General features: G+C 72.4%; 17 protein-coding genes. 9 read left to right on the top strand and 8 right to left on the bottom strand.

The window, feature by feature from the left end; all coding sequences use genetic code 11:
* Positions 1-194: 194 nt before the first annotated feature.
* Positions 195-926: a transglycosylase family protein gene (locus ACFYM0_RS23020; protein ID WP_388504192.1), complete on the top strand. Its 732-nt coding sequence runs from the start codon at positions 195-197 to the stop codon at positions 924-926.
* 243 nt (positions 927-1,169) lie between these two features.
* On the opposite strand, the gene ACFYM0_RS23015 is transcribed toward ACFYM0_RS23020, so the two are convergent.
* A complete protein-coding gene (locus ACFYM0_RS23015; RefSeq protein ID WP_388504189.1) occupies positions 1,170-2,858 on the bottom strand; it encodes an MFS transporter in 1,689 nt (562 codons plus the stop codon).
* Positions 2,859-3,101: 243 nt separating this feature from the next.
* On the opposite strand from ACFYM0_RS23015, the gene ACFYM0_RS23010 reads away from it, so the two are divergent.
* Together ACFYM0_RS23010 and ACFYM0_RS23005 are read left to right on the top strand one after the other, a co-directional pair.
* Positions 3,102-4,217, top strand: a complete 1,116-nt coding sequence (locus tag ACFYM0_RS23010) for a hypothetical protein (RefSeq protein ID WP_388504186.1) — start codon at positions 3,102-3,104, stop codon at positions 4,215-4,217.
* 260 nt (positions 4,218-4,477) lie between these two features.
* The gene (locus ACFYM0_RS23005) at positions 4,478-5,683 is read left to right on the top strand and encodes a phosphatase PAP2 family protein (RefSeq protein WP_388504184.1); all 1,206 of its coding nucleotides are present in this window, start codon (positions 4,478-4,480) and stop codon (positions 5,681-5,683) included.
* Between the two features lie 304 nt (positions 5,684-5,987).
* On the opposite strand, the gene ACFYM0_RS23000 is transcribed toward ACFYM0_RS23005, so the two are convergent.
* The gene (locus tag ACFYM0_RS23000) at positions 5,988-6,980 is read right to left on the bottom strand and encodes a helix-turn-helix transcriptional regulator (protein WP_388504181.1); all 993 of its coding nucleotides are present in this window, start codon (positions 6,978-6,980) and stop codon (positions 5,988-5,990) included.
* A 159-nt stretch (positions 6,981-7,139) separates the two neighbouring features.
* Between ACFYM0_RS23000 and ACFYM0_RS22995 the strand changes: the two genes are divergently transcribed.
* Positions 7,140-8,309: an acyl-CoA dehydrogenase family protein gene (locus tag ACFYM0_RS22995; RefSeq protein ID WP_388504179.1), complete on the top strand. Its 1,170-nt coding sequence runs from the start codon at positions 7,140-7,142 to the stop codon at positions 8,307-8,309.
* 94 nt (positions 8,310-8,403) lie between these two features.
* Here ACFYM0_RS22995 and ACFYM0_RS22990 read toward each other — a convergent pair whose 3' ends face one another.
* The gene (locus ACFYM0_RS22990) at positions 8,404-8,856 is read right to left on the bottom strand and encodes a cell division protein SepF (RefSeq protein ID WP_327251995.1); all 453 of its coding nucleotides are present in this window, start codon (positions 8,854-8,856) and stop codon (positions 8,404-8,406) included.
* A 284-nt stretch (positions 8,857-9,140) separates the two neighbouring features.
* Here ACFYM0_RS22990 and ACFYM0_RS22985 point away from each other — a divergent pair, with 284 nt between their 5' ends.
* The 5 genes from ACFYM0_RS22985 (at position 9,141) to ACFYM0_RS22965 (ending at position 14,235) form a co-directional block, all read left to right on the top strand.
* Positions 9,141-10,292, top strand: a complete 1,152-nt coding sequence (locus tag ACFYM0_RS22985; protein WP_388504177.1) for a DUF5685 family protein — start codon at positions 9,141-9,143, stop codon at positions 10,290-10,292.
* Between the two features lie 375 nt (positions 10,293-10,667).
* The gene (locus ACFYM0_RS22980) at positions 10,668-11,552 is read left to right on the top strand and encodes a S1 family peptidase (protein WP_388504176.1); all 885 of its coding nucleotides are present in this window, start codon (positions 10,668-10,670) and stop codon (positions 11,550-11,552) included.
* A gap of 201 nt (positions 11,553-11,753) precedes the next feature.
* Entirely contained in the window at positions 11,754-12,614 is an 861-nt protein-coding gene (locus tag ACFYM0_RS22975) for a DUF1684 domain-containing protein (RefSeq protein WP_388504174.1), read from the top strand.
* A 198-nt stretch (positions 12,615-12,812) separates the two neighbouring features.
* Positions 12,813-13,637: a S1 family peptidase gene (locus ACFYM0_RS22970; protein WP_388504279.1), complete on the top strand. Its 825-nt coding sequence runs from the start codon at positions 12,813-12,815 to the stop codon at positions 13,635-13,637.
* A gap of 118 nt (positions 13,638-13,755) precedes the next feature.
* Positions 13,756-14,235 (top strand): hypothetical protein, encoded by a 480-nt coding sequence (locus ACFYM0_RS22965; RefSeq protein WP_388504172.1) that lies wholly within the window; start codon positions 13,756-13,758, stop codon positions 14,233-14,235.
* Positions 14,236-14,260: 25 nt separating this feature from the next.
* Here the strand turns inward: ACFYM0_RS22965 and ACFYM0_RS22960 are convergent, their stop codons facing one another.
* The 5 genes from ACFYM0_RS22960 to fxsBH form a co-directional block, all read right to left on the bottom strand.
* Positions 14,261-15,169 carry a DUF4231 domain-containing protein gene (locus ACFYM0_RS22960; protein ID WP_388504170.1) on the bottom strand — a complete coding sequence of 303 codons (909 nt, stop codon included), beginning with the start codon at positions 15,167-15,169 and terminating at the stop codon, positions 14,261-14,263.
* A gap of 90 nt (positions 15,170-15,259) precedes the next feature.
* Positions 15,260-19,261, bottom strand: a complete 4,002-nt coding sequence (fxsT, locus tag ACFYM0_RS22955) for an FxSxx-COOH system tetratricopeptide repeat protein (protein WP_388504167.1) — start codon at positions 19,259-19,261, stop codon at positions 15,260-15,262.
* A complete protein-coding gene (locus tag ACFYM0_RS22950; protein ID WP_388504276.1) occupies positions 19,245-20,666 on the bottom strand; it encodes a TIR-like protein FxsC in 1,422 nt (473 codons plus the stop codon). Before ACFYM0_RS22950 ends, fxsT begins: the two co-directional genes overlap by 17 nt.
* Positions 20,667-20,709: 43 nt before the next feature.
* Entirely contained in the window at positions 20,710-21,537 is an 828-nt protein-coding gene (locus ACFYM0_RS22945; protein WP_388504165.1) for an aminoglycoside N(3)-acetyltransferase, read from the bottom strand.
* Positions 21,534-23,819: a radical SAM/SPASM protein FxsBH, inactivated beta-hydroxylase extension form gene (fxsBH, locus tag ACFYM0_RS22940; RefSeq protein ID WP_388504161.1), complete on the bottom strand. Its 2,286-nt coding sequence runs from the start codon at positions 23,817-23,819 to the stop codon at positions 21,534-21,536. Before fxsBH ends, ACFYM0_RS22945 begins: the two co-directional genes overlap by 4 nt.
* Between the last annotated feature and the right edge of the window lie 20 nt (positions 23,820-23,839).

Here is a 23,839-nt window from a genome sequence, read left to right as displayed (position 1 = left end):
GGAACGGAATCGAACCGGACCCCCGAAGGAGTGAACGGTCCGACCAGGCCGTTGTTTTCGTGCCAACTCTTTTTTGGTTGTGCGCAGTTGATGGCCGGTGCTGGTCGTTTGGGCGGTGGGCCGAGCGGGTGGGGGCGCGCGGGGCGCGGTGTGGCGAGCGCGGGGGGTGGTACGGGGCTGCGTAGCGTGACGCGATGCGCAACTTCGGGGTTCCGGGTGGGGTGGGCGCGGCGGCGCTGACGCTCCTCTTGCTCGCATCGGCGGCAGCGGTCGCGGCGCCGCCCCCGCCCAGGCCGGGGGCGCCCGGCCGGTCGGTGGACTGCGGGCCCGGCGGGCAGTGGCCCTGGGACTGCGTGGCCGACTGCGAGAGCGGTGGCCGCTGGGCGGTGAACACGGGGAACGGCTTCTACGGCGGACTGCAGTTCTGGCAGCCGACGTGGGAGGAGCACGGCGGACTGGCCTTCGCGCCGAGGGCGGACCTCGCCACGCGGGACCAGCAGATCCGGGTGGGGGAGGAGCTGCTGGCGAGCCAGGGCTGGGAGGCGTGGCCCGTGTGCGCGAAGCGGTACGGGCTGGCGGGCCGGATGCACGTGGTGCGCAAGGGGGACACGCTGGTGGCGATCGCGCGCAGGCACCGGGTGCGGGGTGGCTGGCAGGCGCTCTACGCGGCGAACCGGACGGTGATCGGGCCGCGTCCGGAGGCGCTGCGGATCGGGACGATGCTGGCGCTGCCGGGCGTGCGGACGGATCCGCCCGTGCCGTCCCCGCAGGCGCCCCCGCCCGGGCCGGTCACGACCCCGTCCCCGCAGACACCGTCGCCCGGGGCCGTCACGACTCCGGCCGTGCCGCTTCCTGGCCCGTCGGCGACGCCGCCCCGGGCGAACCCGTCCGTGAGTCCCGGCCCCGCGGGGGGATCGAGGGCTTAGGCGGCGGGCCGGTGGGGGGGGGGGGGGTGGGGGGGGGGGGGTGTGCCCTGCGGGGCTGAGTCCCCTACCCGCCCTTCGCCCGTTCCCCGGGGCTCCGCCCCGGACCCCGCTCCTCAAACGCCGGAGGGGCTGGATCGGCGGCGGTGGGGCTGGATCGGTGCCGGAGGGGGCTGGATCGGCGGCGGTGGGGCGGGATCGGCGGCGGTGGGGGCTCGACTGGTGGCGGCCGGATCGGGGTTTGCGTCAGGCCGGGTGGCCCAGGGCCGGGTCGTGGCCGGGGGAGGGCTGGGCCGGGATGCGGGCTCCGGCGGTGGCCGCCTCGGGGCCCGGCTGGGCGGGCAGGCGGACCTGGGCCGCCTCGGAGTCCGCGCACTCCATCGTGCGGGGGAGCTTCAGCGCCATCACCGCGCCCGCCAGGAGCAGCGCCGCGCTCACCAGCAGCGTGACGTGCAGCCCGTGGACGAAGGAGTGCCGGGCGGCTGCGAACAGGGACTCGCCCGCCGGTCCGCCGAGCCGGTCCGCGATCTGATAGGCCTCGCCCAGTGAGTGCGCGGCGTCGGCGGAGTCGGCCGCGGACACCCCGGGAACCGTCTTCAGGCCCGGCGCGTAGGCCGCGTTCATCACGCTGCCCAGCAGGGCGATGCCCATGCCCGCACCGAGCTGGTAGGAGGTCTCCCCGATCGACGCGGCGCCGCCGGCCGTCGCGGCCGGGGCCTCGCTCAGCATGGACTCGTAGGCCGCGAAGAGGGTGGTCTGGAGGCCGAAGCCGAGCAGGACGAAGCCGACCGTCAGCAGGACCGGCCGGTCGTGCTGGCCCATGAACGTCAGCAGCAGCACCGCGCCGGCCGTCAGGACGAAGCCCAGCGAGACCATCCTGCGCGGCCCGGTCCGGGCCAGTGTGTAGGAGCCGGTCGCGCCCGCCGCCATCGCGGCGAAGGTGAGCGGCAGCAGGCGCAGCCCGGTCTCCAGCGGGCTCAGGTGCAGCACGAGCTGGAGGTACTGGACGGCGATCAGTTCCAGTCCGACCAGCGCCAGCATGGCCAGCACGATGCAGCCCACGGAGGTGGTGAAGGCCGGCCGGGAGAACATCCGCATGTCGATCAGCGGGTGCGTCCGCCGCTTCTGCCGGCGCACGAAGAGCACCAGCAGCCCCGCCCCGATCAGCAGCGGGACCAGTGCCTGCGGGTCGGCGAGGTGCCGCTCCGCGCCGAGCCGCTTGACTCCGAGGACCGCGCCGAGCACGCCGCCGGCGGCCATGAGCGCGCCGAGCACGTCCCAGGGTCCGTCGGAGGTGCCCTTGGACTCGGGCAGCAGCCACCGTCCCAGCGGCAGGATCATGATCATGAGCGGGATGTTGATGAGGAAGACCGAGCCCCACCAGAAGTGCTGGACCAGGAAGCCGCCGAGGACGGGGCCGCTGGCCGCGCCCACGGCGGCGACGGCGGTCCAGATGCCGACGGCGAGGGCCCGCTCGCGCCGGTCGGGGAAGACCTGGCGCAGGATCGACAGGGTGGCGGGCATGATCATCGCGCCGCCGACGCCCAGCAGGGCGCGGGCCGCGATCAGGACCTGGGCGTTTTCGGCGACGGCGGCCAGGGCCGAGGCCGCGCCGAAGAGCCCGTAGCCGAGGAGCAGGACCCGGCGGCGGCCCACGCGGTCACCGAGGGTGCCGAAGAGGATGAGGAGGGCGGCGCACACGAGCGGGTAGGCGTCGACGATCCACAGCAGCTCCATCGGGCCGGGCCGCAGGTCTTCGGAGACGGAGGGAACGGCGACGTGCAGGATCGTCGCGTCGAGCGCGACGAGCACCAGGCTCACGCAGAGGACCGCCAGCACGGCCCAGCGGTTGGCCCCGCCGGAGGCCGCGCCGAGTCGCCGCAGTCGCTGCCAGGGGGAAGGGTTCCTGTCGCCGGTCACGTTCGTCCCCGACATGCATGTACCTCCCAGGTGATCCCTCGCACTCGGCGGACCAGCGTCTTTCGGGGCCACGGATGGGGAGGGTGGCGTCCTACGGGGTCCGGCGTCGACATGCGAGTGATGAGTCAGCGTACGCGAGTTCGGCTGTCCGACACGTGGTCAAGCTCTCATCCCGCCGCCGGTTGCGCTGTGGTGTGCGCCACTCGTCCCACCCGGGCCCTTCCTGCCGGGGCGCGAATGCCCCGGACCTCGATAATCATGCCCGTGAAGGATCTTGGATTTCGTCGGGCCGCGCCCGCTCTGACCGTGTTCGTGGCGGTTCGGCTGCTCGGGCTGACCGTGCTCGCGGTGTGGGGGGCGGTGGCCGGCAGCAGTGCGCACACCCTGCTCTCGGCCCGCTGGGACTCCCTCTGGTACGCCCGGATCGCCGCCGAGGGGTACGGGTACGAAGTGGCGCTCCCCAACGGCGACGTCCACTCCAACCTGGCCTTCTTCCCGCTGCTGCCCTGGCTGGAGCGGCTGGTCTCGGCCGTCACCGGGCTCGGGTACGGATCGGCGGGCCTGGTGGTGTCGGCGCTCGCCGGGCTCGCCGCCGCCTGGGGGATCTTCGCGGTCGCCGAACTGCTCCACGGCCGCCGCGCCGGGGTGTTCGCCGTCGCGGTCTGGGCCGCGCTGCCCGTCGGGATCGTCCAGTCGATGGCGTACAGCGAGTCGCTGTTCACCGCACTGGCCGCCTGGAGCCTTTACGGGGCCCTGCGCGGGCACTGGCTCACTGCCGGCCTGCTCGCGGCCGGGGCGGGACTGACCCGCCCGGTCGGAGCGGCCGTGGTCGCGGCGGTGTGGGTGGCCGCCGCCCTGACCCTGCGCGGCGGGGAGCGCTCCTGGCGGCCGGTGGCGGGGGCGCTGCTGGCTCCGCTCGGCGCGGCGGCGTACGTGCTGTGGGTGGGCGCGCGCACCGGCGGCGGCCTGACCGGGTACCTGGACGTACAGGGCGGCTGGGGCAACGGCTTCGACGGCGGGCTGGCGTTCGCCCGCTTCGTCGGGGCGCGGCTGGCCTCGCCGGCCTTCCCCGCCGGGATCGGGCTGATCGCCGGGGTCGCGCTGGTGCTGTGGCTGTACGTGCTCTGCGTGCGGCGGCGCCAGCCGCTGCCGCTCCTGGTGTACGCCGGAATCGTGGTGGCGCTGGCCCTGTGCGCCTCCGGGTACTTCGGCTCCAAGCCCCGGCTGCTGCTGCCCGCCTTCCCGCTGGTGTTCCCGCCGGCGGTGGCGCTGGCCCGGTGGCGGACGGGCCGGGCGGCCGCGGTGCTGGGCGCGGCGGCCGCCGCCTCGGCCGCGTACGGGGCCTTCTGGCTCAACGGCTCGGGGCCGCCGTAGGCCGTCGCGGGACGGGCCCGGCGGTCCGAGATCACGGAATGGACCGTTCCGTTCCATCTTCGGGCAAAACAATTGACCAGGACTGATAAATGCGGCCTGAGTATGCGAAGAAAAGACCGGAGGAAGGGACCTCCGCCGGTCCAGCCAAAGGCCGAATACAGGGAATTAAGTCCCGCGTGAGACCAACTCCACATCACATGGTCATCACAAAGCGTGTGATTCGACCGGGTCGCCCATCGACGCGCGGTAACGTCGATTGAGTGCGTACCGACCAAATCCTGCCCAGACTGGAGCGGGTGTTCGCCCGGCTGGACCGGGAACCAGAGCGACCGGCTCATCTGCAAACACCGCGGATGAGCCGGCACCGCGTCGTGCTCCTCGGGGCCACCCTCGCCATCTACCTGGCGATCGTCGTCGCGGTCCTGACCACCTCGTGGCTCGTCCGCCTCGACTGGCAGATCATGTTCTTCCGGCCGTACGAGCAGTGGCCGCAGCTCCACGCCTTCCTCGACTACCTCGTCGTCCTGGGCCAGCGCGGCCCCACCGCGGTCATGGTCGCCGCCTGGCTCGGCTGGCGGTCCTGGCGGCAGCACACCCTCCGCCCGCTGATCACCCTCGGCGTGGCGTTGCTGCTGCTCAACATCACGGTGGGCGCCGTCAAGCTCGGCCTGGGCCGGCTCGGTCCGCACTACGCCACGGAGATCGGCTCCGCCGAACTCTTCGCCGGCGGCGATATATTTCCTTCCGGGCACACCGCCAACGCCGTGGTGACCTGGGGAATCCTGGCGTACCTGGCCTCGACCGTGGTCACCCGCCGGGTGCTCTCCCTGGTGTCCGCCGTGGTCTCCCTGAGCGTCGGCGCCACCACCGTCTACCTCGGCACCCACTGGGTCAGCGACGTCCTGCTCGGCTGGCTCGCCGGCCTGCTCGTGCTGCTGGCGCTGCCGTGGTTCGAGCCGGCCATCGCCATGGCCGAGGCCTACGTCTTCGATCTGCGCGCACGGCTGCGCACCCTCGTGGAGGCCGGGCAGGTGCCCGAGTCCCTCACCGGGCTGCTCGTCCCGGTGCTCTCGGCCGGAGGCAAGTGGCAGCTCCAGCGGGCCGCCGCCGAGCCGTCCGAGCGGCCGTCGGCGCAGCCCGCGCCGGCCGTCCAGCCCGTGCCGACCGTGCTGGCCATGCAGCCCGTACAAACCATGCAGCCCGTGGTCGTCCTCCGGCAGTCCGAGCCGGCCGGGCCCGCGCAGGTGCCGGGTCCGGTCCCGGTCCCGGCGTCGGCCTCCGCCTCCGCTTCCGTGCAGGCCGCGGGGCACCAGCCGGCCGCCCGGCCCGCCGTCCACCTCGCCGGCCGTCCGCACCTGATCCGTTCGGAGCGGACCCCGGTCACCCCGGCAGGCAGCCGCCGCCCGGCCCACGCCGAGCGGGCCCCGGCGCGCGGCGCGGCGCCCCGCCCGGCCGCCGGCGGCTGAGCCGGACGGTACGCACCCCTTCCGCTCGCGCATCCACGGCGGGCCCCGGTCGACGACCGGGGCCCGCCGTGTGCGTGCGGGGCGGAGGCGGCGGCCGAAAGGCCCGGAACGTCAGCGGCGCGCCCGGACGTTCCTCCGTACCGGGTCACGCTTGTGTCACGGATTGTCGACAGTCTCCCACTGCGGAGTTTGTCTGGACCTTCCATTTCCCGTCCCGCGACACGCCCGGGGTGAATTCTGTTTCGAATTCCTCCGGAACTCCCCGGAATTGTGGCCGGGCCGAGCGTCGGCCCCCTTCGTTTCCTTACAAACCCTTCACTTCTCCGGCCCCTTCGCGCGGTTCCAGAGACCTGCCGAGCCGATCTCGCGCGGCCCGGATCCGGTCCGTCAGTTCGGCCGGTTCGACGACCTCGAACTCACACCCGATCAGCATGATGTGAATGACGAGGACATCGAGGTTGACGGCCCCGGTGCGCAGGATGCAGCTCTGCTCGTCGAGCGGCTCCAGGGTCCCGTCGGCCGGTCCGACGATCCGCGCCGCCTCGTGCTCGGGCACCCGCAGCCGGACGACGGCCCGGGCCGCGTACACCCGCTGGGAGATGCCCTTGGAGACGTAGGCGGCGAGGTCCTCGGCGGGCGGCGGACGCGGGGTGAAGCGCGGTCCGTGCGGGGGCCTGGGCTCGATCCGGTCCACCCGGAAGGTCCGCCAGTCCTCCCGGTCCAGGTCCCAGGCGACCAGGTACCAGCGGCGCTCGCTGCACACCAGCCGGTGCGGTTCGACGGTCCTGCGCGTGACGGTGCCCCCGTGGTCCCGGTACCCGAAGCGCAGCCGCTCGGCGTCGCGGCAGACGCCGGCCAGCTCGGTCAGCACGGACGGGTCGATGGCGGAGGCGCCCGCCCCGCGGAACATGGGCACGGTGAACCGGTTCAGTGCGGACACCCGGGCCCGCAACCGCGACGGCAGCACCTGCTCCAGCTTCGCCAGTGCCCGCACGGAGGCCTCGCCGATGCCCTCCACGCCGTTCCCGGCGGCGGTCCGCAGCCCCACGGCCACGGCGACGGCCTCGTCGTCGTCGAGCAGCAGGGGCGGCAGCTCGGCCCCGGCCCCCAACTGGTATCCGCCGCCGGTGCCCGGACTGGCGTTCACCGGGTAACCGAGCTCCCGCAGCCGGTCCACGTCCCGGCGCACGGTCCGCGGCGTCACGCCGAGCCGGCCGGCCAGGTCGGCGCCCGTCCATTCCCGGTGGGCCTGCAACAGGGACAACAGGCGCAGCAGTCGCGCGGAAGTATCGAGCATGTCCGCAGTCTGCCCGCAGGACCGGGACCGCAGGACCGGGACCGCATGGCCGGGGCACAGGACCGGCGTCACACCCGCAGCGGGTGGACCGCGGACCGGCGGGGCGACAAACTTGCGGCGCTAGGTTTTGTGATCCCGGTCCGTCTGCCAGGAGGCGCAGTGTCCTTCGTTCCCACCGACCCGCTCGGGCTCGACGAACTCCTCACGCCCGAGGACCTCGCGATCCGGGACACCGTCCGCGGCTGGGCCGCCGACCGGGTCCTGCCGCACATCGCCGAGTGGTACGAGAACGGCGAGCTGCCCGGGATCCGGGAGATCGCCAAGGAGCTCGGAGCCCTCGGGGCGCTCGGCATGTCGCTCCAGGGATACGGCTGCGCGGGCGCGAGCGCCGTCCAGTACGGGCTCGCCTGCCTGGAACTGGAGGCCGCCGACTCCGGGATCCGCTCGCTGGTCTCCGTACAGGGCTCGCTCGCGATGTACGCGATCTGGAAGTACGGCTCCGAGGAGCAGAAGCAGCGGTGGCTGCCCGGCATGGCCGCCGGCGAACTCATCGGCTGCTTCGGCCTGACCGAACCGGACGTCGGGTCGGACCCCGGCGCGATGCGCACCCACGCCAGACGGGACGGCTCGGACTGGGTCCTGAACGGCCGCAAGATGTGGATCACCAACGGCTCGGTGGCCTCCGTGGCCGTCGTCTGGGCGCAGACCGAGGAGGGGATCCGCGGGTTCGCCGTCCCCACCGACAGCGCAGGCTTCTCCGCGCCGGAGATCAAGCACAAGTGGTCCCTGCGCGCTTCGGTGACCAGCGAGCTGATCCTGGACGACGTACGGCTGCCCGCCGACGCGGTGCTGCCGGGCGTCAGCGGACTCAAGGGGCCGCTCGGCTGTCTCAGCCACGCGCGGTACGGGATCGTCTGGGGATCGATGGGAGCGGCGCGGGCCAGTTTCGAGTCGGCGCTGGACTACGCGAAGACGCGCGAACAGTTCGGCAGGCCCATCGGCGGCTTCCAGCTCACGCAGGCCAAGCTCGCGGACATGGCGCTGGAGCTCCACAAGGGGATCCTGCTCGCCCACCACCTGGGCCGCCGCATGGACGCGGGGACCCTGCGGCCGGAGCAGATCAGCTTCGGCAAGCTCAACAACGTCCGCGAGGCCATCGAGATCTGTCGCACCGCGCGGACGATCCTCGGTGCCAACGGGATCTCCCTCGAGTACCCCGTCATGCGGCACGCCACCAACCTCGAATCGGTCCTCACCTACGAAGGCACCGTCGAGATGCACCAGCTCGTGCTGGGCAAGGCGCTCACCGGGCTCGACGCCTTCCGCTAGGCCGGGGTGCGGCCACAGGATGCCGGGAGGGCCGGAAGGAGCCGGAGGCGGCCGGTGAGGGTCCCCCAGCTCACGCTGGGAGGTGCCCCCGGGCTCAGCTCTGGTTGAAGAAGTCGCGCGAGCGGCCGGCGGGCTCGCCGCTCACGATCTGGGTGTCGGCCGGGGTCAGCAGGAAGACCCTGGTCGCCACCCGCTCGATCGAACCGCGCAGACCGAAGGTTAGACCGGCCGCGAAGTCGACCACGCGCTTCGCGTCGCCCGGGTCCATCGAGGACAGGTTCACGATGACCGGGACACCGTCGCGGAACAGCTCGCCGATGCCGCGGGCGTCGCGGAAGCCGTCCGGGGTGACCGTCGCGATGCGGCGGCCCTGATCGACGGCGGACTCCGACGCCACCTTGACGCGCGGGTCCGTGACCCACTGCTCGCCGGGGCCGACCACCGAACCCCCCTGCGGGGCCTCCGCGTAGTCGTCGTCGTAGTAACGCTCGTCGTCGCTGTCCTCTACGAGACCCAGCCAGGCACTCGCCTTGCGCACCGAACCCATGGACGCCTCCTTTCATCGCGGTCAGTTCTGTCTTCTCTTCCGCGTCCCTATCGTCGTCCATGATGCTGACAACGCGCCAAGTGGATAGTCGCCGCGCAGGGGTTTCGTGACGGTACTGGTGCAGAACATCCGTTGCACGGTCAAGGATCCCGGCGGGTCCCGCTGCTGACTGAGTGAAAATACGACCAGTGCCGCCGTACGGGTGAGCGAGGGGGACGTACGGGTGACGGCCGGTCTCGCTACGATGCCCGTCGAGCACGCGTATGACACACGGGGGAATCGTTTTGTTCGGCATCGTCAGACCATGCACGCACCGCCTCGGGGAACGGTTCAAGACGGAGTGGATGGCCCATCTGTGCGGGCTGTGCCTGGCACTTCGGGGCGACCACGGGCAGTTCGCGAGGATCGTGACCAACTACGACGGGCTGCTCGTCTCCGTTCTGACGGAGGCTCAGTCCGGACCCGCACCGGGCTCCCGGCGCACCGCGGGGCCCTGTCCACTGCGCGGGATGCGCACCGCCGCCGTGGCCAACGGCGAGGGGGCGCGGCTCGCGGCCGCCGTCTCGCTCGTCCTGGCCTCCGCCAAGGTGCGCGACCACGTCGCCGACCGGGACGGTCTGTTGGCCCGCGCCCCGATCGCCCTCGCGGCGCGCCGGGTGGCCCGGGGCTGGGACCGGGCGGGCGCCCGCACCGGGGCCTCGCTCGGCTTCGACACGGCCGTGCTCGTCGACGCCGTGGACCGGCAGGCGGGCATCGAGACCCTGGCCGGAGCCGGCACGCCGGTGCTCGTGGTGACCGAGCCGACCGAGACCGCCACGGCCGCCGCCTTCGCCCATACCGCGACCCTCGCCGGGCGGCCAGGCAACGCCCCCGCGCTCGCCGAGGCGGGACGCTATTTCGGGCGGCTCGCGCACCTGCTGGACGCCGTCGAGGACCAGGCGGCGGACGCGGCCGCGGGCGCCTGGAACCCGCTCACCGCCACCGGGACCCCCGTCGCCGAGGCCCGCAGGCTGTGCGACGACGCCCTGCGGGGCATCCGGCTGGCGCTGCGGGAGGTGGAGTTCGCCGACGCGGGGCTGGCCCACCGGCTGCTCGTGCACGAGCTGCGCACCTCGGTGGACCGGGCCTTCGGGACCGCGGGCTGCGCCCACACGGCGGCGGACCGCGCGCCCGAGGGCTCCTTCGGCCCGCCCCCGGCGGACTTCGGCCCGCCGCCGGCGCCCCCGCGAAAGCCCCGCCGCGACCTGCTGCCGGGCTGCGCGGTGGCCCTGGGGCTGTTCTGCACCTGCCAGCTGTGCTGCACGGAGCACGAGGGCCCGTGGTCCCGCGAGAAGAAGGACCCGTGGTGCGATGCCGGCGACTGCTGCGACGGCTGTGATTGCTGTGGCGACTGTGGGTGTGGTGACTGCTGCTGCTGTCCGTGTGACGGCTGCTGAGGAGGTACCGGCTCCGCTTCGGCCCCGGGTTGGTGACGGCTTGGTTCCGGTTTGGTGCGGGCTCGGCCCGGCCCCTCGCATCGGTGATTCAGTAGGGCGATTTCCAGCCGTTCCGGGAGGCGGAGAGTGGGGGGCGGTGGCGTGGCCTGGTCTGGGGCAAGGGAGTATGTCGGTCGGGTCGGTCCGCCGTGAGCGGACAGTGGCTGGAACCAGCTCTTGCCGGTCGGGTCTGACGGCGGAAATCCTTCGATAGCATTTACGGGGTTTGTCAGGGGCACGGCGAACGGCGATATGCCGGCTGTGGTTCCTGCTGCCCGCACGAGCCCGGGCACTGCACCTGCCCCCGGGCTGCGATTCCCTTCGGGAGGACAATAAGTGACGAACAAGCGCAACTTCCGTTCCCGGCTCCTCGCCGTGGCCACCGGCCTGACCGCCGTGGCCACCATCGCGGTTCCCGCGTCGGCGTCCGAGGCCCCGAGCGGCGGCAGCGTCAACGCCGAGCGCCTCGCCGCGGTGGAGGCCTCGCTCCTGCGGGCCGACGTCGCCGGCACCGCCTGGGGCACGGACCCCGCCACGGGGACCCTCGTGGTCACCGCGGACTCCACCGTCTCGGACGCGAACATAGAGAAGATCAAGAAGGAGGCCGGGGCGAACGCCTCGGCGGTGCGCATCGAGCGGACCCACGGCAAGCTGTCGAAGCTGATCACCGGCGGCAGCGGCATCTGGACCTCGCAGTGGCGTTGCTCCGCGGGCTTCAACGTCCGCAAGGGCAGCACGTACTACATCGTGACCGCGGGGCACTGCACCGAAGGTGCCGGCACCTGGTACGCGAACTCCACCGGTTCCACCAAGATCGGCCCCACCCGGGGCAGCAGCTTCCCGACGAACGACTACGGGCTTGTCCGTTACGACAACAAGTCCCTGTCGCACAAGGGCATGGTCGGCAGCCAGGACATCAAGGACGCCATCAGCGCCAAGGTCGGCCTGTCGGTCAAGCGCCGCGGCAACACCACCGGTACCCACGGTGGCAAGGTGACCGGTCTGAACTACACCGTGAACTACGGCAACGGTGAGATCGTCTACGGCCTCATCCGGACCAACGTCTGCGCCGAGCCCGGCGACAGCGGCGGCCCGCTGTACTCCGGCACCCACGCGGTCGGCCTCACCTCCGGCGGCAACGGCAACTGCACCTCCGGCGGGACCACTTACTTCCAGCCCGTGAAGGAAGCCCTCTCCCGCTACGGCGTCAGCGTCTACTAGGCCCTAGGTGCCCGGCCCCCGGGGCCGGGCACCAGGTCCTTCGGACTCCGACGCGCGAGCACGGCACCGCCCCGGACGTCCTCCCCCTGCGGGGAGGGCGTCCGGGGCATCCGTGTGTTCCGGGCCCGTTCCGGACGCGTACAGGTCCGGACGGCGTACCGTCCGGTTTCCGGCCGGGCCGGTGTGGAAGGGTTGAGCGGCATGAGCGCTGACGCAACCGCCACCGACGGCACCGGTGCCACCGGTGCCACCGACGACACGGACGATCCGGCCACGGCCTGGAAGCAGTGGCACGAGCACCGGGTGGCCACCGTGTCCGCCCCCTACGGGCCACTCGCACTGACCGGCACGCACTGGCTCGCCGATTACCCGGAAGGTCGAATTCCGGCCGTTCCGGGGCACTGGCGGGCCGCCGCCGGAGGCGTGACCCTGACCGCCGCTCCCGGGGACGGGATCACCCTGGACGGCGAACCCCTCGCCGGCCCCGCCGTCCTCGCCGCCGACGGGGCGCCGCCCTCGCACTCCCGGCTCCGCGCGGGGGAGGTACGGCTCGTCGTGATCCGGCGCGAAGGGGAATGGGCGGTACGCGTGTTCGACCCGGCCGCACCGGGCCGCGCGGCCTTCACCGGGATCGACGCCACCCCGTACGACCCGGCGTACGCCGTGCCGGGGCACTTCTCCCCGTACGGGCAGGACCGGACGGTCCAGGTCGAGAACGCCGACGGACGGGCGCGCGGGCTCGGTCTGGGCGGCGAGCTGAGCTTCGCCTTCGCGGGCGCCCGGCACACGCTGGGGGTCGCGGTGGACGAGGAGGACGGCAGTCTCTGGGCGGTCGTCGGCGATGCCACCGGGGGTCGTTCCAGCTACCGGTTCCGCTTCCTCAAGCCCGGAATCCCGGCCGCCGACGGCTCGATCTCCGTGGACCTCAACCGGATCCAGCTGCCTCCCTGCGCCTTCGCGGACCACTTCGTCTGCCCCTTCCCTCCGCCGGGCAACACCCTGCCCTTCGAGATCGCGGCGGGCGAAAGGCGGCTGAAAGGCGCCCTTGCTAGCGGTATCTGACACCAGGAGACTCCCGTCAGCGTCTCTCGGGGCTTGTCAGGGGCACGTCGAACGGCATCCCGTCCGCCGCGCCCCGGGCCGCCCTCCACGGGCTCCGGCACCACCCCACCCCGCCGGGCCTCCGACCCCCACTCGGGAGGACGACAAGTGACGATCAAGAGCATCATCCGTTCCCGGCTCTTCGCCGTGGCCACCGGCATGGCCGCCGTGGCCGCCCTCGCGGCCCCCACGGCCGCACACGCCGACGGCGGGTTCAGCGCCGACCGGCTCGCCTCCGCCGGCGCCTCGGTCCTGCGCGCCGACGTGGCCGGCACCGCCTGGCACACCGACCCCGCCACCGGCACCCTCGTGGTCACCGCCGACTCCACCGTCTCGGCGGCCGCCATCGCCAGGATCCGCAGCGAGGCCGGAGCGAACGCGGCCGCCCTGCGCATCGAGCGCACCCCCGGCAAGCTGAGGAAGCTCATCTCCGGCGGCGACGCCATCTACGCCTCCGGCTGGCGCTGTTCGGCCGGCTTCAACGTGCGCAGCGGAAGCACGTACTACATCCTGACCGCCGGACACTGCACCGACGGCGCGGGCACCTGGTGGACCAACTCCGCGCACACCACCGTCATCGGCCCCACCGTGGGCTCCAGCTTCCCGAACAACGACTACGGGCTCGTCCGCTACGACAATGCCGCCGTCGCCCACCCCGGGACCGTCGGCAACCAGGACATCACCAGCGCCGTCAACGCCACCACCGGCATGTCCGTCACCCGTCGCGGATCCACCACCGGCATCCACAGCGGGTCGGTGACCGGCCTCAACGCCACCGTGAACTACGGCGGCGGCGACGTCGTCTACGGAATGATCCGGACCAACGTCTGCGCCGAGCCCGGTGACAGCGGCGGTCCGCTCTACTCCGGTACCCGCGCGGTCGGCCTCACCTCCGGCGGCAGCGGCAACTGCTCCTCGGGCGGCACCACGTTCTTCCAGCCCGTCGTCGAGGCGCTCAACGCGTACGGCGTGAGCGTGTACTAGGCCCTGCCCCGGGCCCCGGCACGGACCCGTGCGCCCCGCCGGACCCCTGGACGTCCTCCCGCCTTCTGGGAGGATGTCCAGGGCGTTCGTGTCCACGGGGGGGGGAGCGGGTTTCCGCATGAAGCGAATCGGCGTGACCGGGCACCGGTCGATCCCGGACGAGCTGCTCGGCCATGTGGAAGAGGGGCTGCGGGCCGTACTGGGGGGCCACCAGGGGCCGTTGGAGGCCCTCTCCAGCCTCGCCGAGGGAGCGGACCAGCTGTTCGCCGCCATCGCGCTGGAATACGGCGCGGACCTCACCGTGGTCATCCCCAGCGGGGACTACGAGGAGGGCTTCGGGGACACCGGATCGCTGGACCGGTACCTGGGGCTCAAGCGCCGGGCCGCCCAGGAGGTCCGGATGGACTTCGCCCGCTCCACCGACGAGGCCTACTACGCGGCCGGCGCCTACATCGCCGATTCCTGCGACCGCCTCGTCGCCGTCTGGGACGGCCTGCCCGCCCGCGGGCACGGCGGCACCGCCGAGATCGTCGCCTACGCCCGCGCGCTGGGGAAGCCCGTCACCGTGATCTGGCGGGAGGGCGTGACCCGGGACTGAATCCGGGCCGCGCCCCCTCGGACCGTCAACTGCTGTGCCGGGCCAGCCAGTCCGTGTGCTGCGGGGACACGTACCGTTCGGTCTCGTAGACCGAGGCCGGCCACTGCGTCTCGGTGATGGTCGTCTGCATCACGACCATCATCGCGGAGAGGTCCTGCTCGATCAGGGTGTGCGCCTCGATCAGCGGGTGGTGGCGCCGCACCTCGTTCCAGGCGATGCCGGCCGTCGCCGCCGCGCTCAGCAGCCCGGTCAGCGCCGGCCCCGGACCCGAACCGAACGCCCCGAAGAGGGCGAACAGCAGCGCCAGCAGGGTCAGCAGCACGATCGACCACGACCACAGGGCCGTCGCCCGCCGGGACACCTCCGTCTTGCGCTGGTACCAGTTGCGCTGCTCGATCAGCCGGTCGCGGACGTACGTCTCCCTGCGGACCTGGTAGTCCAGACCCCGCAGCCGGAACATCGCACCGGTGATCTCCCCGCCCTCCGGTACCAGCCCGGCGGTCCGCGGATCCTCCCAGCCCATCTTCCGCAGCTCGTTCAGACCCGCCTCCAGCCGGGTCCGGTACGTTTCCTCGACGCCCGGGACGTCACTGCCGAAGGGGGCGCCGTGGACGGCGTACCGCCAGGCCAGCGATTTGATGAACTCCGCGGCGCTCCGGTTGAGCTGCCACTGCGGGCGCGCCCGGCGCCGGGTGGCCCGTACGCCCACGCCCAGCACCCCGGCGTACGCGAGCACGCTGAGCAGCCCGGACAGGTAGGCGGAGCCGACCTTCGGCCCGTCGGGCAGGGCGGCGACGGCGGCGGCCACGACGAGCAGCATCAGCTGGGCGCGGGTGGCCTGGGTGGATTCCCGCTGCCGGGAGATCGCCGCCTGGTCGGTGTGGTGGAAGAGGGCCGGCAGGTCCTCGTTGCGAAAGGTCGTGCTGTCACTCACAGCGAACCCCCCAGTCTGCTGGTTCTGCGTTCTGCGTCTGTCGGGAGGGGAGGTGCGGGGGCGGCCCCCGGCGGGAGCCGCCCCCGCGGATCACACCGCCAGCGGCTCCAGGTCCCGGTGGACCCGGCGCTCGTCGCGGGCGTACCGTGTCAGCCCGTGGTCCTCGCCGAGGAGCCGGGTCAGCTCGGCCACCGCCTCGGCCCGTACCCGGTTCGCCTCCTCCTTGCGTCCCATCATGTCGAGGCTGACCGCCATGTTGGAGGAGCTCGCCAGGGTCTCCGGGTGGTGCGCTCCCAGTGCCTCGCGCAGCCGCATCACCGAGATCCGCTCCAGCTCCAGGGCGCCCTCCGGATCGCCCAGGTCGGCCCGGGCGTTGGCCAGGTTGAGGTTGGCGAAGATGGTGTGCGGGTGGTTGTCGCCCAGCACCTCGCGCATGTGGTGGATGGTCTGGCGCAGCATCGGCTCGGCGGTCTCCGACGCCCCCGTGCCCCAGTGGAAGACCGCGAGGTTGTTGACCGCGGCCAGGGTGTACGGGTGCCGCTCGCCCGGCACCTTGACGTACTCGTCCACCACCTCCTGGGCCAGGTCCCTCGCCCCGCCCGGGTCGCCGGTCGCGAACAGGTCCGCGGCCAGGTTCAGTTCGCAGGCGAGGAGGTCGGGGTTGACCGAGGTGTACTTGGCCCGGTACCGGTTGCGCGTCGCCGTGGTCAGCCGCAGCGCGTCCTCCACGTCCCCCGCCCTGCGCAGCGAGACCGCCAGGTTCTTGGCCGCCGACAGGGTGCCGGGGAAGGCCCGGCCCAGGGTCCGCTTGTAGATCTCGTACGTCCGGCTCAGCAACTGCACCGAGTCGTCGTACCGGCCGACCTCGCGCAGGTCGCGCGCCAGGTTCTGCGCCGAGGACAGGGTGTACGGGTGGTCCGTGCCCAGCACCTCGGTGCGCCGGTCGAAGACCTCCTGGTCGATCTCCCTGGCCCGCGCGTACTGGCCGATCATGCGCAGGTTCAGCGCCAGGTTGTTCGCGGCGGCCAGGGTGCGCGGGTGGGCCTCGTGGAAGATCTGTCCGAAGCCCTCGTGCGCGGCATTGGCCAGCTCCATCGCCTCGCCGTAGCGGCCGAGCGCGCCCAGGTCCATCGCCAGGCCACTGGTGGTCATGTACGTGTGCGGGTGCGAGACGCCCAGCGCCGCCTGCTGGCGCTCCAGGGTGCCCTCGTCCAGCTCCATCGCCTCCACGAACCGGCCCTGCGAGCGCAGGATGTTGGAGAGGTGGAAGCGCAGGTACAGGTACTGGAGGTCGTCGCCGCCCAGGGTCTCGCGCCAGGTCTCGCGCAGTTCCTCGCCCAGCGCGTACGCGGCCTTGAAGTCCCCGCGCTTCCAGAGGTAGCGGACGCGGTCGATCAGCAGCCGGCGGGTCTCCGGCTCCTTGCAGAACCGGGCCTCCGACGGGGTCAGGTGCGGCCAGATGGTGTTGAACCGCGGCCAGGTCTCCGGGTTGTCTATCGGCTCGTCGTCGTCCGGCCGGGCACCCGCCAGGATCCGGTGCACCGCGTGCCGGGCCTCGCGCTGCTCCTCCTCGGAGAGCTGCGCCCGGATCACGGCCTGCACCAGGCGGTGCACCTGGATGCTGTTGCTGACCTGGTCGACCTTGGCGAGCGCGAAGCGGCCGATCTCCCGGATGACGCGGCCCAGGACCAGCTTCTCCTGGAGCGAGGAGTCGTACGGCTTGAGGGCGTCGATCATCTCCTTGCTGTAGAGCAGGTTCGCCGAGATCGGCTCGGGCGCGAAGAAGGCGCACAGCTGGAGCAGCCGGACGGCCGCGGGGGAGCGGGACTGGAGCCGCTCTATGGAGACGTTCCAGGTGGCGGCCACCGGCTCGGGGTAGCCGGGCGGCTGGTTCAGCGCCAGCACGCGGGCGGCCTGCTGGGCCAGCTGCTCGATGTACGCGGACACCGGGGTCGCGGTCTCCGCGATCCAGGCGCCCGCCTGCTCGACGGCCAGCGGCAGGTCGCCGACCGCGACGGCCACCTGCTCGGCGTCGTCCTTGCTGAGGCCGGGGGCCCGGCGCTGGAGGTGCTCGATGGACTCCTCGCGCAGGAACACGTCCACGGGGAGGGCGTCGCCGTACTGGGACCAGGACTGGTTGCGGGAGGTGACGAGCACGTGCCCCGGGCCGCCCGGCGGGAAGTACCGCTTGAGCGTTTCGGGGTCGTCGGCGTTGTCGAAGACCAGCAGCCAGCGCGAGGAGGGAACCCCGCGCCGCAGCAGGTCGATCGCCTCCTGGGAGGCGGCCGACATGTCCTCGCCGGTCTGCGCGCCCAGGCGTACCGCCAGTTCCGCGAGGGCGGCGACCACGTCGTCGGTCTGCTCGGCGGAGATCCACCAGACCAGGTCGTAGTCGGCCATGAAGCGGTGGACGTACTCCAGCGCCACCTGGGTCTTGCCCACGCCGCCGAGCCCGAACAGGGTCTGGGGCTGCGGCAGCACCACGGATATGCCGCCGCCGAGCTGGTCGCGCATCCGCTCCAGCACGATGGAGCGGCCGGTGAATCCGGGGTTGCGGGGCGGCGCGTTCCAGATCTTCGGGACCGTCCCCGGGAAGCGGGGGCCGGGCGCGGAGGCGCTGGCGACGGTGTCGGGCAGCGCCATCGGCCGTTCCACCGCGCGCAGCAGCGCGGTCGTGGCGTGCACCTCGTCCAGGCGGAACAGGTCCACCGGATTGCGGTCGATGTACGGGGTGGACAGGCGCACGTCGCCCACCCGCAGCGGCACCAGCTGGCGCCGCCCGCCGGTCGGGTCCTCGGCGGCGGCCCGCTCCCACACGTCCACCGCGCGGGCGGACTTGAGATAGGCGCTGGAGAGCAGCACCACGGTCCGCGCGGCGGTGTCGACGCTGATCCCGGTACCGCCCAGGGTGTCCCCGCCCGCGGCGGCCGGGGCCCGTTCGGCGGAGACGTCCCGGGGGACGACCCGGAAGCCGGCCCGGGTGAGCACCGATTCGATCCAGTCGGCCCACATGCGGTTCTCGGCGACGTAGGAGAGGAAGAGGTCCGCGGGCAGGGCGGGGCGCCGCCGGGTGAAGGCGTCCCGGATGCGCAGGCGCACCTCCTCGCCGATGGCCGGCATCGAGGTGACGTCGCCCTCGGTGACGACGGTGGTGAGCCGTTCGAAGGCGGAGAGCAGGGAGTTGGTGAGTCCGGCCTCGTCCCCGAAGGTGGCCAGGGTCTCCTCGTAGGCGTAATAGGGGCGGTACGGGATCTCCACAGCGCCCCAGTAGGAGGTGAGGTCGTCCCCGATCAGCCCGTTGGGGAAGCGGTCGAACTTGATCCGGGCCAGGGCCCGGCCGGCGTCGGCCTTCTCCTTCTCGCCCTCGTCGATGCGCATCGGCACCGGGTAGATCTTGATGCCGCGGTCGTTGAACCGTTCGTCGATCTGCCGGGCCACGGAGGCCGCGCCGTCGATGGACTGGTCGGACAGGGTGAAGCAGTCGACCAGGACGTCGGGCAGGTGGACCGTGCAGATGTCGGCTATGTCCGAGAGGCCCGTGCGGCTGTCGATGAGGACGTAGTCGTAGTTCCGCTTCATGTCCGCCCGTAAGGCGTCGAAGAAGAGCCCGCCGCCGAGCCGGTCGTAGAAGTTGTCCCAGTCGAAGGTCGAGACGGTCGCCGAGTACTCGCGGTTCTGCCGGCCCGCCGAGACGAAGTCGAGGGTCCCGCCGTCGGGGAACTCCCAGCCGAGGGTCTCGGGGGTCAGCGAAACGGCGTGCGGCTGGATCCGCGCGTAGTCCTTGTGCCAGTCGTCGGCGCGCTGCACCGGGCTGGTGGCCGCCCACGCGTACTCGCTGATGAGGTCGATGACACCGGTGGTGGCGCCGAGGGTGGAGGGGTCCAGGAACGGGTGGAAGAAGCGGTGCAGGCCGGGAGCCTCCAGGTCCCAGTCCACGGCGAGGACCCGCTTGCCGTTGGCCGCGAGGATCCAGGCGGTGTTGGCCAGCGCCATCGTGCGGCCCGTGCCGCCCTTGTACGAGTAGAAGGTGACGATGCGCCCCTCGCGGTGCTCGTCACTGCTGCTGTGCTGGCTGTCACGACTCGATGTCATCCGCGTCCCCCCGGTCGTTGTCGTTGTCGTCATCGGGTCCGGCCGGCCCGCCGGGCCCGGCGCCGTACCCGTCGCCCGTGTCGCCCACGGTGGGCGGGAAGGGGGCGGGCGGTGGGCCGGGCGGCGCGTTCATCCCCATGGGACCGAGCAGCCGGGGCCGTTCGGTGCCGGCCACGGGGCTGCCGGCCGGTGGGTAGACCTGGGCGTGTCTGAGGAACTGCTGGGCGGCGGCCTCCACCACCTGCGGCAGGATCTGCCCGAGCGTCTCCATGTTGGCCACGCCGTTGGCCGCGGCCCGGCAGGCGGCCCGGCCCTGGCTCATCTTGACGGGCATGGTGTCCTCGAGCCGGTGGGCCAACTCGCCCTCCTTCGCGCGGCTCTGGTGGTCGTAGCGGTTCCACGGCACGACCACGTTGATCCACGGCCGGGACTCCTGGTCGAAGGCGGCCAGGCGCTGGCGGCGCTGCTCGTCCTCCACCGCCCACCGGTCCACGATGAGGATCTCGGGCCGGGTGGGCGGCTGTTTGGAGTCGAAGTGTCCGGCCTCGTCGTCGAACGACCCCACCGTCGTCTGGTAGTTGAGGTTGCGGACCAGGTCCTCGGCCACGTAGGCGATGGGCCGCTGGGAGACCGGGTGGTACGGGTTCCAGTCCAGCGCGCTGTCCCCGTAGTACTCGGGGCTGCGCCCCTCGGGCAGATCGTGCCGGGAGGCGGCGGCCACGGTGACGTGCAGGGTGCGGGCGGTGCTGCTCGGCGAGCCGAAGGCGCTGGGCACCAGCCGGTAGTCGAGGGGCCGGATCGGATCGAGCCGGACGGTTTCGGCGACCCGCACGATCCGCTTGGCGAGTTCGTACACGGCGCTCTCGTACTGCTCGGCATAGCCCCGCAGTTTGATCAGTCCGTAGAGTCCGTCGGTGACGTACCGCTCGCCGAAGGTGTTGTGGTTGAACTGCAACCGCTCTGCGGGAAGGGGTAGTTGGGAGGGCGGCACCGGTACCCATAACGCGGGCACGATGGCATCGGCCGGCTGGTTGCTGAGTGCCACGTGGTGGATGGTGCGCTGCGCGAAGGCGAACCACTCCTTCCCGCACATTTCGCTGGCGAGGTAGCGCGGCGAGAACAGGGGGACGAAGACCCGGCAGGTGGCGAGCGCCGCCCCGAGCCGTTCCGACCAGCCCTCACCGCTGCGTATCTCCCGGTCCATGAAACCGGCCTCGGCTCCGGCGGGCAGATTCGTCAGCGCCATGACATGGCTGCAGAGATCGCGGAAAAGCCGCTCCACCCACATGTCCGGGTCCGGTCCTCCCGCCCCGAACCTCGGTGTATGCGCATAACTGAGAAAAAAGTACGGCTGCACTGATGCGGGCACACGACCCCCGTCCCGAAGATGCGAGCGAAGAAACATCATTCCGGAGCTGCTCCGCCACATCCCCTCATCGTTCAGTCAATCAGCGTCTGTTTTCGGTCATCCATTCAAGTGCGTGATCGACGGCATCCGGAAGGGCGAAGAGCATGGTCGATGCTCTGCCGATCCGCCCCCGGAGAATCCGGTCTTCCGGGAACGCCCGGCCGATCTCGGCGAAATCGCTGTCATCCAGCGCGATGTCCTCGTACGCGGTCCACCCTTCCCCCTCGGGCCGTCCGGGCTGCCGCCCCGGAAGGCCCGGATGGTTCACCTTCACCACACACTCGTACATGCGCAAGGGGGGCTTCGGAATTAGATACTCCGCGAGATGGAAAGCGGTACAGACGGAAAATCCCACATTGATCATGAGTACCCCCCACCCCTTGCCGCACATCTTTCCCAGCGGTGATTCCTCGCCCAAATGGCTGGTCAGCGGATGTTCCGCACACAGCTCCCGGGCCCCCTCGCCGACCGCGGCGAAGGAGGTCTGCGGATGCCCGCTGCGCGCCGCTCCCGGGGCGGTGCGCACCGCCTCGGCGAGGACCCCCATGCCGTGGCTCGGGGTGCGCACCGGGTCGAAGGCGGGCATCCGCGCGCGGAAGTCCCGTACGTCCCCCTCGGAGAGGCCCGCGATCCGCGCCAGGTGGGCGGTGGAGGTCTTGGAGTTCTGCGGGGTGAAGGCCGGTGCCGCGAGGGTGCCGTGCGGGCCGACGGCGGCGAGGAGGGCGTCGCGCAGCTCCTCGGCGCGCAGACCGGTGCCGCCGAGCGCGGCGTGCACCAGGAGGCGCATGCCGGGGCGGACACCGAGGGCGTGGACGGGACCGGGACGGGGGAGCCGGGCGGCTTCCCCGTCGCCCGGCGGGTCCGTCATGCGTCGACCGCCTTCAGTTCCCAGCGGAGCTGCTCCACGAGCCGCTTGCCGGTGCTCGTCAGCTCCGCCGCCCCCGACAGCCGGTCCAGGGCCCGGTTGATGCGGTCCAGCCCGCCCGGCTCCGCGGCGGCGGTCGCCCGCCGGTAGGCCTCCACGGCCACCCGCTCGTGCACGTCGGCCAGCAGCCGGGACACCGGGACCGGGCGCTCCCGCCACGGCGAGGGGTGCTGCCACTCCCCGTCCAGCGCGTACAGGTCGGTCACCTCGGTCAGTGCCTGGAGCCCGGCCCGCCGCCGCCCGGTCAGCAGCGCGAGCGCGGTCTCCGCCACCCCGGCCGCGTACGGCAGTCCGAGCGCGCCCGGACCGTGCCGCCCGGCCTCGCCCCAGCCGCGGGCCCGGGGACCGCCCGCGAGCGGGGTCAGCGTGGTCAGCCCGGTGGCGGCCGCCCGCGCGAACTCCGGCACCGAGGCGTGCAGCAGGGCCCACGCCGCGTCGAGGCGCTCCCGCCACTCCCCGGCCTCCGCGGCGCCGAGGCGCAGCCGGGGCGGGCGGGCGAAGCAGTTGCGGTGCGGATCCAGGTCCTCCAGCGCCACGGGGGCCGCGTCCGGCGCCGGCGACCAGGTGCGTACGGGCTGCCAGCGCGCGTCACCCGCCACCGGCCCGAAGCGGTGCTCGGGGCGGCCCTCCTCGCGGACGGCGTACCCCCCGTCGGCGGCGTGCAGCGTGGCCCGGCCGTCGGTGCCGGGCTCGCCCAGGCGCAGCAGGCCGAGCGTCGGCAGGTACACCTCGCCGTCCCGGTAGACGACCTCGGCGGGCAGGTCGAGCCCGCCGCGCAGGACGGCGGCGGCGGCCAGCGCGGTCAGCCGGCGGGCCGCCTGCGGGGCGTCGGGCCGGTCCCGCGCGGCGGGGTCGAGGCAGGCCATGACCCAGGTCCGGGTGAAGGGATGGGCCAGTACGGCGTCCAGCGCATCCGCGCCGGCCTGCCCGGCCCGCTCCACGGCGCCCAGCACCGCCCAGGCCCGCTCCCAGTCGGAATCACCCGTGCGGCGGTCGTTCAAGAGGGCGAGCAGGTCCCTGGTGAGCTGCTCCTGGGAGCCGGCCAGCTCGGCGGGGTCGGTCAGCTCCGGCGCGCTCGCGCGGGCACTCGTACGCCCCTCCACACCGTCGACGAGCTCGCGCAGGTCGGTGCAGTAGACGGAGGGGTTGTCGAAATCCCCGGCGGTTCCCGCGCCGGAGGGGTCGGCCGGATCGGCCTTGTAGCGGTGCGTGTAGAGCCCGCCTCCGCACGAACGTACGACGGGGCACCGGCGGCACGTACCGCTGACGCCGGCCAGGCCCAGTTGCCGGGCGCGGACCCCGGGATGGGCCGCGACCAGGTCGAAGGCGTGGTCGAAGACGTTGAACCCGGTGGCCGCGGCCCCCTCGAAGGCGCTCTTGAGGGAGTCGACCTGTTCCAGGTTCCCATCGGTTTCCACGACCACGAGATCGGTGGGCGCGAGGCCCAGGGACTCGGTGAGGCTGGGGCCGCCGGCCAGGGTGGAGAACAGCGAGTCGAAGAGCCGTACGGGGACCGGGCGCCCCCGGTGCTCCCAGTGGTCGAAGATCCGCAGCAGCCAGCGCGCGTAGGCGTCGGGGGCATCGTCGGGGCGGACCGGGGGCGTCTGCCAGGTGGCGTGCGGGAGGAGGAAGTCCACGCGCGGCGGCGCCAGTTCGACCAGGGCGTCGAGGACGGCGACGGGGTCGTTGGCCACGTCGATGGTGCAGAGCAGGCCCTGGTAGAGGTGGCGGTAGGGCTCGGTGCGCAGGAGGTCCACGGCCGCCAGGACCAGGGGGTGGCTGGTGCGTCCGTCGGCGAAACGCCGGTGGCGGTCGTTGGCCGCGCGGTCCCCGTCGAGGGAGACGCTGACGCTGACGCCGAACTCCGCGAAGAGGTCCAGGTAACGGGGGCTGAGCTGCAAGCCGTTGGTGTGCATGCGCAGGTCGAGGGCGGCGACACCGTCGAGGGCGCGGGTGAATTCCTCGCACACGAGCCGGAGGCGGCCGGGGCCCGCGAGAAGCGGTTCCCCTCCGTGAAGGATGACCGTGACGGAGGGGAGTGCGTGTGTCCTTGCGTGTTCGGCGAGGCGCGACGCGGTCTGTGCGATCACCTCGGGGGAGATCACTTTGGGCCGGGCGCGCCAGCTCTGATCTGCGTGTTCATAGACATAGCAATGATCACAAGCGAGATCGCATCTGCTGTGAACTTTCAGGACGATCTCGCGAAAAGCGATCAGGCCGGTCATTCCACCAGTCTAGAGCGCTG

The sequence above is a fragment of the Streptomyces sp. NPDC006487 genome (genome assembly GCF_042870555.1).
Classification (GTDB): domain Bacteria; phylum Actinomycetota; class Actinomycetes; order Streptomycetales; family Streptomycetaceae; genus Streptomyces.
This window is presented reverse-complemented; position numbering and strand designations above follow the sequence as displayed.